Here is a 13913-nt window from a genome sequence, read left to right on the forward strand (position 1 = left end):
GCTAATACCAATCCTCATTGATCAGAACCCATGAGCCCAGGCGCGCAGTCCAATGGACATGATGCGCCAGGGTCGGTTGATGAGGGTATTCCAGGCCTCGCAGCAGTGGTCGAGGATGTCGGCGTAGGATTTGAAGACGCGGTTGCCGAGCCAGTTGTCGCGCATGAACTGCCACAGGTCCTCATCCTGAGCTTGTCGAAGGATCGACCGGGTTAAGTTCGGGGGCACGGGCCGGTAGGGGCAACAGGGTGATGTTGGCGGGCACTGCGAGTTTCTTGGTGGTGTGCCAGCCGGCCTGATCGAGCAGCAAGACGGCCTGCGCGCCGGGGGCGACGGCTTGTGCGATCTCTTCGAGGTGCAAGGCCATCGCCTCGGTGGTGCAGCGGGCCATGACGAGGCCGGCCCCTTTGCCGAGGGCGGGGCAGATCGCCCCGAAGATGTAGGCGGAGGCGGTGCGCTGGTCCTTGGGGGCCGAAGGGCGCGTGCCGCGTTTGGCCCAGCGCCGGGTGATCGTGTTCTTCTGGCCGACCCGGGCCTCATCGGCGAACCAGATCTCTATCGGCTTGCCGCCGACAGCCTGCGCGATCTCCGCCAGGTGGGCGGGGAAAGCTTTTTAAAAACCGGGATGGCGTCCGGGTCCTGGGCGTGGTGGCGCGCACGGGCGGAGAGCTTCCGATAGCCCATGCTCTGCAGGACCCGGCTCAGTGTCTGCTCGGACACCGAGACGCTGTGGTCCTCGAACAGGATCTGGGCGAGATCGACCAGCCGCCAGCGCACCACCCCGTGGGCGGCCGGCATCGGCCCCTGCTCGATCAACGCGCGCAGCGCCTCCCGCTGCTCGACGTTCAAGCGCGGGCCGGCCCCAGGCGCCTTGCCGCCGATCAGCCCGTCCGGACCGTGCGCGTTGAACGCCACGACCCAGTCCCGCACCGTCTGAAGCCCAACCCCGCCGAGAGCGGCAGCGGCCGAGCGCGAGCCGCCCGCGTAGATCGCCGACAAAGCCAGCAGGCGCCGTGTCTGGGCGGGATCGCGTGCACACTTGGCCAAGGCGCGCAGGCCCTCAGCGTCAAAGTCCGACCGCAGTGGCACCGGAGCAGCCATGACATCCTCCTCGGGCTCCAAACCCGGAGACGGAAGCACCCCTCAGCCGCCGATGCCACCCCGTGAGTCCCCCTCAATGAGGGTTGGTATAAGGCCGTTAACTTCATCGAGCTGACCGCCGACATCGTCTCGGCCTACGTGTCGAAAAATTCGATTCGGCCCAGTGACATGCCGGATCTGCTTGCTAGTGTTCACAGTGCGCTAACTGGGCTGAGCCAGAGCAGCGCTCCAGAAGCCCCGGCGGTCGACAAGCCCACCCCTGCGCAGATCCGGAAGTCGGTCACCCCCGACGCGCTGATCAGCTTCGTCGACGGCAAGCCGTACAAGACCCTGAAGCGCCACCTCAGAGGTAACGGCATACGGCATGACGATCGAGCAGTACCGGGAGCGATACGGTCTGCCGCGCGACTACCCGTCCACGGCCGCTAGCTACTCCGAACAACGCTCCAAACTCGCTATGGCTCTCGGCCTCGGCAATCACCGCAAGAAGGCTGCTCCGAAGGCCCCTGAGCCTGCAGAGACTGTCACCGATAAGCCCAAGCGTGCTGGTCGGCCTCGGAAGGCCAAGGAAGCCGCTGAGGCCTGAGGCCAAGCGGGGATCTGCCGTTTCCTCCGGCGATCCCCATATCGCTACCTATCGCAGTGGTTGAGCCTTCACTGGCTGCCGCAAGCGAGCGCGCCGGTCGCCGTGTTCCCCCCGTTCACGTGTGGCCGGCGCGTCCTCACCGACTTCCCAAAAGACCGCTTTGGCGGGCAGCCTTCAGGCAACGCAGACTCGCACCCGGTGCCATGCCGTGCTGAGGTAGCCCTTGTAGTTCCAGGTGTCGTCAGGATTGGCGGGTTGTGTTTGACCAGCTTCGTCCCAGGCCCGCACCGTCAGCTCGTGCTCACCCAGAGGCAGGTCAAGGACGATCGTCCAGAACGTCCAAGCGAACGGCGCATTCGCGTCATGATCGAGCAGGGCCTGGGCCCAGGAACGCCCACCATCGCCGGACACGTCGACGCGCACCACGGCGCGGTCACCCGAAATCGCGTAACCGAGGATTCTGTTCGTCCCGGCCTTCAGCCCCGCGCCGCGCATCGGCTCGCAGATCACCGCGTTCAGCGGCATGGTGTTGATGGTGTGGCCCTTCGCCGGATCGGCCGTCTCCGCGGTCACATCAGGCGGGTACAGCCTATAGTCGTTCGCCTGGATCGGGTTGTCGGAGGGATGGTCCTGCACCGTGATGCGCTTCAGCCATTTTGGGCTTCGCACCCCGGCGTAGCCTGGCACCACAGCCCGCAGTGGGAAGCCGTGCTCTGGCAGTAGCGGCGCGCCATTCATAGCGAAGGTCAGCAGAGTTTCCTGTGCCAGCGCTTTCGCGAGTGGGATCGAGGCCCCGTAGGGATGCCCCTCGACCGTATCGTGGCTCTCGAACGCGGCATGCAAGTCAGCGCTCTCGTGGATCCCGGCCTCGCGCAACACATCGGCTAATCGCACCCCGGTCCAGTCGGCGGTGCCGATGGCGCCGCCGTCCCACGGATCGCCGGAAACCGGTGCGATCGCTCGCATGTCAGCACGGCGATTGCCCGCACACTGCATCGTCGCGGTGACGACGACGTGAGGAAAATTCGATCGCAAATCATGCAGCGATAGTTCCAGCACGGTCGTGACCGCACTGTTGACGGTGAGGCGGAATCCATCCTCGGCGATCGCCGGCAGATCCCCGTGGGAGCGCACGTAGAAATCGTCCGCCGGCGTGCGGTAGGCCGCGCGCAGCCGGACCAGCGGTGTCTCGGCGTTGTAGGGCGTCTCCCCGTGGACAATCAGGCGTGCTTTGCGCTCGACCAAATTCGACATGCAGGTTGTGCCCCTCGATACGAGGTGGGAACGCGCAGCAACACCAGATGGGAACGCCCGGGCTCACGGAGCATAGCGCTTCCAGAACGGAGGCGCGCACCATGACTCACGCTGACACCCCGATGCCGGGCGTGGATCCAGGCCCGTGATCGAGGATCCGTCCCGGCTCGACGAGATCGAGCCGCCGAAGCCTACCGTGCTCGAGGAAGAGGATCCCGAAGTGGAAGACACCGAGGTGCAGCCGACCTGATCCAGGCCGCCCATCCGCTGTCCGAAGGCTGATACAGAGAGGACCGGGATCATGATCGCCCCGAAGCGCCCCCGTGACCAATCCAGCCGAGACACCGCCGGGAGAGCGTGGTTATGAGGACCTGCCGGTTCGGGGGACGTCACAGGGCCCACGCTCGCTCGGAGTGTCAGAGCCCGGTGACATCGGGGTGCAGCGAAACGATGAGGTGAAGCCGACGGGCGAACACGGCGGCAAAGACGCACCCGTTGGAGGCGACACCGGGCTCGAGGCCTTCGACAAAGCGCGAGCGGAAACGCAGCAGCGAAAGTGACCGGTTGAGGTGCCAGATGTTCGGTGGCCAAGTTGCGATCACTGCTCACCGTGGAGCCGATCAGGTCGGCAGTACCGGACGCTTCCGCTCCGACCCACAACGCTCCGGATGAGGCTTTACGATGCAGACAACGCACGAGTCGGGCGTCGGTCGCCGATCGTTGAAGAGAATGATCTCGCCAACTGCCGCCTCTATCGCCTAGCCGGCTCGTCGAAGTAAGTCTATTCGTGTGCCTGGTTGCGCCTCCAGCAACGCGTGCAAGACCGCGATGCTCTGATCCCTGGAATAGGTGCTGCTAGGTGCCGGACGTCGAGCAGACAAGCGGTCAGCTAATTGCTGTTGTGCCACGCCTTGATCTGCCGAAAAACGGCCTGCCCATTGCTAACGGTCACCTCAATCGTCTTGCCTTCCGTGGGGCAGCAATGACCGTCGCCGAGCCCCTGCGAGACAGCATAGATGATAGCCCGTTTGTCGTTGAAGTCCGCACCTTTGACGATCGACCAGCTCTGCGGCTTGCCGATCTCTAACGCCGTGTCGTCTTTCACGCCGTAGACCTGAGCGGTGTAGCCCCAGCTGTTGCCACCGTTGCAACCTTCCACGCTGTAGACGAGGACCAACGCACCATCGAACCGCGCCGATGACGCGCTACCACCCGCCGCGATCCTCCCAGCGTAGGACAGCCCTATGTTACACTCACTGTTGTCCTGTTCGATCTTTTTCAGGACCCGCTGCATCATCGTCGCATCTGATGGCTTCGGATCGGCCAGCACACTGGAGCAGCCGACAAGCGAAGCAAAGGCGATCACATAAATGCGTATGCTCATGGGCAAGCCGTTCGTAATTGCTATGAGATTCAAATCGACTTAGCGTCCATTCATCACCGATGGCGGGTTACCATCGGTCAGAAAGGCTGCCTCGAATAAACCGCCGGGAGTATCAGCGCGACACTCGACGACGCCCTGCTTCTGGTACGGATTCGTGAACCTGCAAGTTCCCACCGCGCGCGAACGATCGATTTTTCCATTCGACCCGACAAGCACACCATCTATTAGCTGCACCGCGCTATTTGGGTCTGGGTTAATTTGCTGACTTCCCATTCCAGTGAAAGTCAATGTGGCCCCGCGATCTGTCACAAAATAGAACCCGACTCGCCCGGTCTTATAGATTGTGTTTAATAGCTTGCCGGTGCACTGCTGGGAAAAGTCCGCACCCGCTATGATAAGCCGACGGCATGTGCCGTTAGCGACGGCCATTGTCGGCATCACGCAACCGCCCCCCCGGCCCCTCGCCGTTCTCCTCGATGAAGATGACTCCGGCGGCTTCGGATGCGGGCTCAGGAAATCGCCTCGCCTACGGCCGTCCTATTCTGCAGCTTGGCACGCATCCCCCTCACGCTGGACGAACTCACGAGCGGCGAGCAAGAGGCTCTGTCGATTTTCAGGATCTCGAATCGCCTGCCAGAAGCGGAGCAGTTCGGCCGCGTCAACTGTATCCGATTTAAAAGGCGTTTCCCCAAAGAAGGTCCCAATCGGCACTTCGAGCGCCTGGGCGACTCGTTGCAGCTGCGGCCCACCTTTTCCCGCGTAGGCCGCTGGCCGAGGGTCGTTCGGCATTCCCATGCTCTCCATCAGCCACGCAACCGGACAGGAATATTACACGCTTGAATTGCGGGCCAGATAATGGCCTGCAACCGTGCTATGCAATAATTCAACCGCATGGCACCCCAGTAAAACTACCGGTTGTACAAACGTCGTTGGCCGACAATAGGCAGGTAATAGATTTACTGACGACGGAACCGATGACCGAGGATACGGGCCCCAAGGCGATGCTGGACGCCTGTATCGCTGCCTATGAGGCAGTGAAGAGGCACGGCACAAGCGAGATGCAGTTGGCTGCTCGCGTCCTCCTGCAACTGGTCGGCGAGCAGATTGCACGTGAGATCACACCTCCGACCGCCGACGCCAGCGACGAGAACGTCGCCTAGCGGCTTGTGCCAATCACAAGCGGCCGGCCTTCAGCGTCGCTTCCGCGAGGCGGGGGGATGGGATCTGAGCGAAGGATTTAGTCCTCCTCGTCGGGGCGACGATTGCGACGGCGATGGACACGTCGCTCATCCTCGTAGCCCTCTGCCGCTCTCGGTGGAACGCCGACAGCCTCACCGTCCTCAATCCCTTCAATCACATTGCGCCGCCCGTCCCGTCCTTCGGTGCCACCGGGTTCCGTGACAGACGGTTCACCGCCGGGCGCGATGAAGGACTGTGCTAGCGCCAAGGTCGTGCCGTTCAGGAGAACGGCGAAGGAAGCGACGAGGGTAAGCTTCGCCATGGAGCGATCCTTCGTTCGATCACGGCCGATGGGGCAACGCTGATTAGAATAAAATGTAGGGCCGTGATTCAACGGGTCGAGCCACCGCTAGTTCAAGTCGCTCTCCACCTGCAGGTGCCTTGTGAGCAACTTCAGTTCGCCCCCTCGGGATCCTCTCGGTGCCGCACGTAACCCTGGCCGGTCAGTTAGCTCGTGACGGAGAGTTCGGTCAAACTGCCGCCACCTCGAACCGGTGATCCTGAAGTAAGATCGCTCGTTTGCAGCCAGGGCACACAAAACGATATTGGTTCTCCCAAGCCGACGCGGGCTCACAGAGAAGTGTAGCGCAGGCCGGGCATTCGCCTACCCAGGCACCGATCCGCTTGGGTCGCGGTTTGCTCCTATCGTGCATAAGCGGCAAGCCGATCGCTGCCGCTATAATCGCTACGATCCAGTACTGATACACAAGGCCCGCTGCAGCCACGAGCAGTAATGTCCCGCCGGCAACAAGGCGGCCGAGAAACAGGAACGTGCGTCCGCTTATCCGGACTCTACGGACCCGCTTAGTCGCTGGATCAACTGCTACGTCATCGCGATGAACGGCTGGCGTGCTTCGCGCCACACTTCTCACCCAAGCATACTCTTGGTGTTTGCGGCGGCGGCAATCACTTCAGGTAGCCCTTCGTCTTCAGATGCTCGGTGAGGAACTTCACGGGACGCTTCCAGTCATATCGCTCTGTCGGATTAAGCTGCGCTACGCTTACTCTGCCCACGATGGCTGTACGGATCAACGCTCATCGGGTGTGCGTGGCCGGGCGAGCCATGATGATATGGCCGCCCGGCCACGCACACGCGAAGGTCGCACGGGGTAGTGTTCATCGCCCTCGAGCGTCGTACCCTGGCCCTGGAATGGGTCAAGGACTGCCACCGGATGACGCTCCGGTTCATGCGTCGCGCTGATACAGGGTTCGAGGGATAGCGGCATGGTGTTGTGGGCCTGGTTCAACTCCCTGTCGCTTCTCGACCAACTCGTGATCGGGGCATGCATCGCCGCGATTCTGTGTGGCATCTATAAGGCCGGCTACACGCATGGGTTTGAGGCCGGTGAAGCCGCTACCAGGACCCGATCGAAGATCCCATGGCCCTGATTTCAACGCCAACGAGACTCGGTTCGGTATAACCTCAGCGGCACGAGCGCGATTGGGCGCGCGCTGATGTTCCTTGTGCTGGTAGGGTGCGAGCTGCTGACCGAGGTGATGGTGGGCGAGCCGGGGAAGCCATAATCGCCTGCCTTCGCCCAGCTCAGCCCCGCCGCCCGATCTGATCACAGGCTGGCGGGGGAGGTCGACAATCTCACCGGCGTACCGGCAGGATGTCACGGTCCGGTTAGCCGACGAGTTATGATGAGGGCCGGCGGTGGTCCCGGATTGGGAAGGGTCAGGCGATCTTGAGGTTGGCAGCACTCTCCTTACCGCTGCGCCGGCTCAAGCACGGTGACGATGCTACTTGCCGCCACCACCCTTGTAGGCCGTGATCGCACGCCGGCAGTTCTCCGAAATCTTGTCCATGTTCTTCTTGAAGCATGCGTCCATCTCGGGGCTATCCGGATCATCGCCGCTGCAGAACGTGACCGCATCGCCGGAGCAGTAGGTCTTCAGATCTTTGTTGCCACGCTTTGAGGCCGACGCGTCAGGGGCCCCGAGAACGGGAGCCGCGACGGCGATGAGGCCGAGGGCCAGGATAATGCTTCGCATATTGGATGCCCGGTCGGAGGAGTTTGTCGATGCGCTAACGGCTCGGCTCGGTAATCTATCCCTTCCGCTTACGGAGCCGAGGCTCGCCCCCTCCGCGGCATTCGGGCTGTGACCGAACGGTCGAGCGGCTACTTACCGCCGCCCTTCTCGTAGGCATCGATGGCGCGACGGCAATTTGGGGACATCCGGCTCATGTTCTTCTTGAAGCAGGCATCCATTTGCGGGCTGTTCGGATCGATGCCGGCGCAGAACGCGAGGGCATCACCCGCACAGTTGGCCTGTAGGTCCGCGTTGCCGCGGTTAGGCGCCTGCGCCGAGGCCGGGGCGGCGAGAGCGATGAGGCTGACGGAGAGGATGAAGCTGCGCATCTCTGCTATGTAGCCGCGATGGGACCGCTGACGAGGCCGGTTCGGTGCGACCCGCGCCACCCTTCGTCACACCGGAGGACGACCATGAGCCCTTCCGAACCCAATCGCCTGATCTACGCCAGTCCGAATGGCGACCAGTGGCACCTGCTGTTCGACCCCACGACGGGGCACAGCTTCGTTCGGCACACCGGCAATATCGCCTCGGGTGGCCATGTGACGGATTTCAGTCTCGCTACCTTTCTCGCTTCCGGCCGCAACGGCCCTGAGCATCAGGCGCTCTGGCGACTGATAGGCACCCTTGTTGGTGACGACGGCCCCAGGCAGCCACTCATCGACATCGCATAGTCAGGGGGAGACCGCCGCCCGGGGTGATTACGGGCGGACGGCGACACCCTGTACTGAGCTACGCGGACTTGCGCTCAAGATAGGCATGTACGAGGTTCGGCAGGTTGCTGCCAAGCCAATCGCCCATCTCCTGTTCTTCCTTCATCGACTGTTCAAGCGTCGACTTGTCGTCGCCCGCACCGGCCGCGTCGGCCAGAACCAGTAGCACCTTGTAGGAGCTGATCTCGTAGGCCTTGAAGCCGATCGCTGCGAGGACGTTCTTCAGCACCTCGTCGTCCGCACCGACATGGATGAAACCCGCTACCGTGGCGACGGCGCCGGTGACAGCCTGCTTGATCACCGACTTGCTAGAACCGTGCTTGGCCAGGAGATCGTCGAGCCTGGCGGCCTGCGTGACCGATCGCTCGTGATCGGTCTTCATCTTTGCGTATAAATCCGGGTATGGCTCCATCCGGGGCATCTCATTCTGGATGGTCCCGACGGCCTGCATCTCGACGGCGTGCTGATTGCGCAGCCCTTCGAGATAGACGTCCATCGCCTGCTTCACTTTGCTCATAGCTTGATCCTTCGCGGGATGATCCGACGCTGTCAGTGTGCAGGTTCAGCAGTTGTCGGCGCCGGGCTTCACCGGTTGACCCTCGGGCGCTTTCTTCGAGCCATCGTCCTTCATGCTGGCGGCACCAACGTTATTCAGAGCGCCTACCGTGCCCGGGGACTCGCCCTTCGCGCCGGGGGTCACCTTGGCGGTCGTACCGCCATCGACGTTCGAGCTGGTGTCCTTGGATGAGCCGGCCATGTTCGTCGTCGTGCCGACGTTGCACGGTGCAGCGAAGGCGCTAGGCGCAAATAGAGAGACGGTCGCGATGACGACGCTAATATTCAGGATTTTGGACACGTGTTCTCCAGGCTCTCAGGTCTGAGGGAAGGGATCCCACAGGCCGATGTTCCTGGTGAGCCGGTGTGACAACTGCTCGCGTTGGAGAGGGGTTACCACTTCGGATCCGTGGAACGGAACTTGGGCCCACCGGCATTCTCGCGGATGAGCACCGGGTGGAGTGCGGCTAGGGAAAGGGCGCAGAAGGCGGCATACAAGTGTCGCCGATGCCCCCGCCGTCCACTCTGTTGTTGGCTTTCAGGGGCCGTTATGTCGCGGTCGACCGGCGAGCGCTCAACGATCTATCCATGTCGAGGAGCCGAACCGCGGCGAAGGGAAGATCGTGAAATCGAAGCTGTTCGCTCCATCGCTTACTGCCGTCACAATCGCAGCGTCGGTCCTGTCGGCGTCAGCGCAGGGCGGCTGGAAAGGGCCGGAGGCCCAGGCCCTCTTCGTCAACGAAGCGAACCCGAAGGGCTACAACTACGCTCCGAGCGTCATCACCGAGAACGGGCAGACCGATATCTGGTGGTGCGGACAGGGCAAGACCGACGTCATCTTCCACCGCTCGTACAATCCAGAAACGGGGTTCTCACCGGCGCAGATTGTCTTTCAACCCACGCCGGGATCTTGGAACCGTCAGTACGTCTGCGATCCGAGCGTGATCAAAGGCAGCTTCACCAACCCGGCGGATGGCCAGCGATACAGCTATGCCATGTACTATTCAGGAGCAGACAATCAGCCTGGCAACAACAACCAGACAGGGCTGGCTTTCTCCAACGACAAGGTGACCTGGGTCAGTTATCCCACGCCCGTCATCTTACCGCTCAACCCAGCTGTCGCTCAAGGCAATTACGGCACCGGGCAACCGGCGACCTTCAATGCCGATGGCCGATCCAGCCTATACGTCTTCACCACGGATCTGACCGGGCCGCAGGGCGTCAGCGGCTTCGGCGACCTCTACGTCCGTCGCACGGCCGATGGCGTGCATTTTGAGCCGCCGGTGCGGATACCGAACGTGGCCACCGATGGCACGACCATCAACCCGAACTCGGATTTCGGCTACGACGCGTCCTCGGGCAACGTCTACGTCATCACCGGCCTGCCGGGTCGCAGCTGTCAGCAGGTAGCCTGCAAGGATCCAGCCCGCAATCCGGACCGCGAGACCTACCAGATGGGTCTCTTCAAGATGCCGATGAAAGCCCTCCTGAGTGGAAGCCCTGCCAGATGGTCACCCGTTGGCTATCTGAACTCCGACGTGACAGGCTTCTATCTGAACCACAGCCCAGGCTTCCAGCGCGACCCCTTCGGCAACATCACGCCATTCCTGCCGAACGTCACGATCTTCTTCTCGGGCGGCGACCCATATCCCGGCACATGGCGGATCGCTCGGGCGACCGAGACAAGCACGTCCGACCGGGTACCTCTGAAACGGTCGCTCGGACCCAGCGGGCACTGGGTCACCACGGGTTACGTCGCGCCTGGCTACGCTTTCGAGGCCAATGTCGGCTCACTGTTCCTTCTGCCGAAGCTCGGCACCTCCAAGCTCATGAGCTGTGTTGCCGGGGCCGATCATTTCCTCAGCCGCGACGCGAATTGCGAGGGCCACACACCTCTGGGGCAGACCGGCTATATCTACGACGCTCGCCAGCCAGGTAGCCACGCGATCTTCCGCTGCAACGCTGGCGGTCACGACCACTTCGTATCCGCCGATGCCGGATGTGAAGGACAATCGACTGAAGGCGGTCTCGGATACGCTCTCGACTAAAGCTATCCTGTGCAACAGACTTCCTGGAAACCCACTCGCAATGCGCCGAGTGGACATGCGACGGCCCCTAGCCAAGCCAAGATTACTTTGAGCACGGCGGCACCTAGCCGTCGTGGTTCATGATTGAGCCTTCCGCTCCCGGAACCGGATCCCGGCACCGCCGCCGTTCTCTGGGATGAACTCCAGGCCGGCAGCCTCAAATGCGCGTCGCATAGCTACGATTGTTGGGCCGTGAGCAGAGAGTGCGCCGGGCGTCACCTCAAGCCGCTTGATCGTCGGCAGCGACACGCCAGAGGCTTCGGCCAGGTCCTTTTGCTCTCATCGCAGTAGTGCGCGCCCCGCACGTACGTTGAAGCCGAACATCAGAACGCCCGCAGGGCGCCAAGCGCCGCGTGACAGCCGAACGTCGGAGAGCGTGTTCAGGAACCAGGTCCGCATCGCGGCGGGTTTCTGTCCCGGCACCCACGTGAACCGCTCGCGTGATTTGTCCGCATCCACCGACCCGCCCTCCAGGGCCGAAGGTTGGCCGGACGAGTCTCTACAGACGAGCGACGAAAATCCCCGAGAACCACACCGGCGGTCAGGTCACATGGCTGCGTGGCAACGATCAGGACCGCGAAGCCGAGGCCCCCGAGACCGTCCTCCCAAAGGTGGTGGCTGAGGTGCGGCCCGACGCGACGATCTTGCCCTGGCGCAGCCGCGGGAACATCATTGCGGCGGCCGGGACGTTTCTCGTTGACCTGTTGGAGCGGGCTTGATGCCACCGTGGCTTGAGCGCGTCGATCCCGGCACACATCGGCGCATCAAAGGGCTGCGGCTAGTCACGGCCTATGCGATCGCGGCCCTGCTGGGCGCGGTGCTGGAGCCGCATCAGGCCGGGAATGGCGGCACGCTGAGTTCCCTCGCGGGTGGTTTCGCACTTTGGGCCAGCGTCTCAGAAGGTCAGGCAACCCGTGGTGCGTCCAGCCGTGACCTCCTGATCCTGTGCGCTGCTGCCGTGGCGGGGGCGCTCAGCATGGTCGGCCTGGCTGCGATCCTCGGCCCGCGGACTTGGCCAGGACCCGAGGCGATCCTGATCACGGGCGCCTTCCTGGTCGGATACCTCAAACGGTACGGGACGCTCGGGGCCGGCGTCGGGTCACAGGTCTATATCGGGCAGCTGCTGGCCTACGGCGCATCCCTACGCCTCGCCGACAGCGGGACGGCAGTGCTCGCCGGTGCAGTCGCGTCGGTCGCCGCTATCGTACCGCGGGTACTCAGCGGCCCTGCTGAGCGGCCGGTATCGCCGCCTGTCGGTGGGCCACTCGAACTCGGTGGTCCTGCTCAGCAAGCCCGCGAGCTACGCATGGGGCTGCAGGCGGCACTCGCAGCGATGGTCATCGTCCTGCTGAGCGACGCGTTCCACCTTGAGCAGTCAGCATGGGCCATCACGGCGTGCACATACGTCATCGCGGCATCGACCGCCGGAACCCTCGACAGGGTCCGACGCCGGATCCTGGGCACGCTCGTCGGTGTCCCGCTTGGGTTGATGCTCCTGCCAGTTGCGCCACATGCGCCCCTCGTCCTCTGGCTAGCGGCGGCGCTCGCGATGGTCATCTATGCCATGGCTCTCCCCGAACGCTATGACATCGCCTGCGGGGCTTACGCGTTCACGCTGATGGTGACGTTGGCGGCCACCGGAGAGCGCTCGACGCTGCTTCTCGCCGCGCGAGCGTGGGAGACGCTGATCGGTGCCGCAATCGGTCTCGCGACCGCGCTGATCGTCCTACCCCTGCGTCCGCGGCGGAACGTCAGATCCTGAAAGCGTCATCAAACCCGATCCCTCCCAGCGTTCTAAAACCTCAGTCCCTCGCCACTCACGACACCATCGCTACCGTGATCAGCCAGCCCACGCCGATAAAGATGGCTGCCGAGATTGGCAGGGTCGTCAGATCAGGCATCATCAACAACGGCCTGGATCACGGTTCGGTTCTGCGGGGGGCAGCGGGCGACCTCGACCGAACGACACGTTCTCGAATCCGCGCGGGTGGTCGCGCGAGCCGAGCTATGCGGTGCCGATCTGCGGCTGTTCGACAGAGCGGACAGGCACGATGCAGGGGAAGTTCGTCGACGATCGCCCAACGCTTCCCGCCAAAACATCTGAAGACTCTGAATTTTCAGCGCGAACGAGCGCGATTTGTAAATGACTGACTGTCGAAAATTCTAATCCTCGCTGTCTTGAACTGTTTCTGGCCCAGCCCAGTTCTCAGAGGATGACACGCCGTGGCCCGATTGCAGTGGGCGACCTGCAGCCCATCGGCGCGGCCCGGCCTCTCACGGTCGCTCGGCGCGGTGATCCCCTGTCATCCTGGGTCACGATCTCGCTGTCCTGCTTTTCTGCCCTCACGCTGCTGGCCACAGGCGCATCATGGCTTGCTTCTGGCCGCGGTTGGATCTCACCGACATCGACGGGCAGCATGCCATCTGTCGTGCCCGTCGAAGCTCCACCTCCTGTCGTCTTTCCGTCCTGGGTAGAGGTCCCGCACCTGACCGGGCCGCTATCGACCCAAGACGATCCGGATGCCCCACCACCTGCGGATGGACCGCGCTCCTTCCTGGATCCGGACCCGGCGGACACGGCGGAGCAGCCGGGATTCCTGCCGCCCCGCGTCAACCCGCGCCTGCCGCTGATCGGCCGCGCGCCCCTCGACGCGTCGCGTCTAACGCACGAGCAGTCGCCCATTTGGAATGAGCACACCGAACGCCGGGATGGCAGGACATCGGTTCCGCCGCCCGTGGTAGCGACGCTCGAACCAGATGTGTCGCAACAGTCGCAGAATCGAGCCGGGACGGGGCCGACCCCTGCGCCGATCCTGCCGCCCCGATCGGCGCAGATGCAGACCCCGACCGAGGTCCTCGGTCGTCCCGCACCGACGATCAGCGCTGTGCACCCGCCCGGACGCGTGGCGACGCTCAACCCAGATCCTGCGCGGCAGGTGGTGGATCGAACGAGCCCGATC

The 13913-nt window shown here is 63.2% G+C and carries 11 protein-coding genes and 2 pseudogenes; 5 read left to right on the plus strand and 8 right to left on the minus strand.

Annotated features, from left to right (window positions below; all coding sequences use genetic code 11):
- Positions 1-21 precede the first annotated feature (21 nt).
- A pseudogene (locus MKL20_RS02095) lies at positions 22-1101 on the minus strand (IS630 family transposase).
- 105 nt (positions 1102-1206) lie between these two features.
- Here MKL20_RS02095 and MKL20_RS02100 point away from each other — a divergent pair.
- A pseudogene (locus MKL20_RS02100) lies at positions 1207-1687 on the plus strand (MucR family transcriptional regulator).
- 174 nt (positions 1688-1861) lie between these two features.
- Here MKL20_RS02100 and MKL20_RS02105 read toward each other — a convergent pair.
- Both MKL20_RS02105 and MKL20_RS02110 read right to left on the minus strand, forming a co-directional pair.
- A complete protein-coding gene (locus MKL20_RS02105; RefSeq protein WP_244035283.1) occupies positions 1862-2941 on the minus strand; it encodes a molybdopterin-dependent oxidoreductase in 1080 nt (359 codons plus the stop codon).
- An 889-nt stretch (positions 2942-3830) separates the two neighbouring features.
- Entirely contained in the window at positions 3831-4325 is a 495-nt protein-coding gene (locus MKL20_RS02110; RefSeq protein ID WP_244035284.1) for a hypothetical protein, read from the minus strand.
- A 974-nt stretch (positions 4326-5299) separates the two neighbouring features.
- On the opposite strand from MKL20_RS02110, the gene MKL20_RS02115 reads away from it, so the two are divergent.
- Positions 5300-5485 (plus strand): hypothetical protein, encoded by a 186-nt coding sequence (locus MKL20_RS02115; RefSeq protein ID WP_244035285.1) that lies wholly within the window; start codon positions 5300-5302, stop codon positions 5483-5485.
- 77 nt (positions 5486-5562) lie between these two features.
- On the opposite strand, the gene MKL20_RS02120 is transcribed toward MKL20_RS02115, so the two are convergent.
- From MKL20_RS02120 to MKL20_RS02130, 3 genes are all read right to left on the minus strand, one after another.
- Positions 5563-5826 (minus strand): hypothetical protein, encoded by a 264-nt coding sequence (locus tag MKL20_RS02120; protein WP_244035286.1) that lies wholly within the window; start codon positions 5824-5826, stop codon positions 5563-5565.
- 1481 nt (positions 5827-7307) lie between these two features.
- Complete coding sequence (locus MKL20_RS02125; protein ID WP_243966238.1) at positions 7308-7559, minus strand: 3',5'-cyclic-nucleotide phosphodiesterase; 252 nt, start codon at positions 7557-7559, stop codon at positions 7308-7310.
- Positions 7560-7687: 128 nt separating this feature from the next.
- Positions 7688-7927, minus strand: a complete 240-nt coding sequence (locus MKL20_RS02130) for a 3',5'-cyclic-nucleotide phosphodiesterase (protein ID WP_244035287.1) — start codon at positions 7925-7927, stop codon at positions 7688-7690.
- An 84-nt stretch (positions 7928-8011) separates the two neighbouring features.
- Here MKL20_RS02130 and MKL20_RS02135 point away from each other — a divergent pair, with 84 nt between their 5' ends.
- Positions 8012-8272: a hypothetical protein gene (locus MKL20_RS02135; protein ID WP_244035288.1), complete on the plus strand. Its 261-nt coding sequence runs from the start codon at positions 8012-8014 to the stop codon at positions 8270-8272.
- A 58-nt stretch (positions 8273-8330) separates the two neighbouring features.
- Here the strand turns inward: MKL20_RS02135 and MKL20_RS02140 are convergent, their stop codons facing one another.
- Both MKL20_RS02140 and MKL20_RS02145 read right to left on the minus strand, forming a co-directional pair.
- Entirely contained in the window at positions 8331-8828 is a 498-nt protein-coding gene (locus MKL20_RS02140; protein ID WP_244035289.1) for a DUF892 family protein, read from the minus strand.
- A 45-nt stretch (positions 8829-8873) separates the two neighbouring features.
- Positions 8874-9167, minus strand: a complete 294-nt coding sequence (locus MKL20_RS02145) for a hypothetical protein (RefSeq protein WP_244035290.1) — start codon at positions 9165-9167, stop codon at positions 8874-8876.
- A 322-nt stretch (positions 9168-9489) separates the two neighbouring features.
- On the opposite strand from MKL20_RS02145, the gene MKL20_RS02150 reads away from it, so the two are divergent.
- Together MKL20_RS02150 and MKL20_RS02160 are read left to right on the plus strand one after the other, a co-directional pair.
- Positions 9490-10914 (plus strand): hypothetical protein, encoded by a 1425-nt coding sequence (locus MKL20_RS02150; RefSeq protein WP_244035291.1) that lies wholly within the window; start codon positions 9490-9492, stop codon positions 10912-10914.
- Between the two features lie 757 nt (positions 10915-11671).
- The gene (locus tag MKL20_RS02160; RefSeq protein ID WP_244035292.1) at positions 11672-12715 is read left to right on the plus strand and encodes an FUSC family protein; all 1044 of its coding nucleotides are present in this window, start codon (positions 11672-11674) and stop codon (positions 12713-12715) included.
- Positions 12716-13913: the final 1198 nt, after the last annotated feature.

The sequence above is a fragment of the Methylobacterium sp. E-066 genome, assembly GCF_022829635.1.
Classification (GTDB): domain Bacteria; phylum Pseudomonadota; class Alphaproteobacteria; order Rhizobiales; family Beijerinckiaceae; genus Methylobacterium.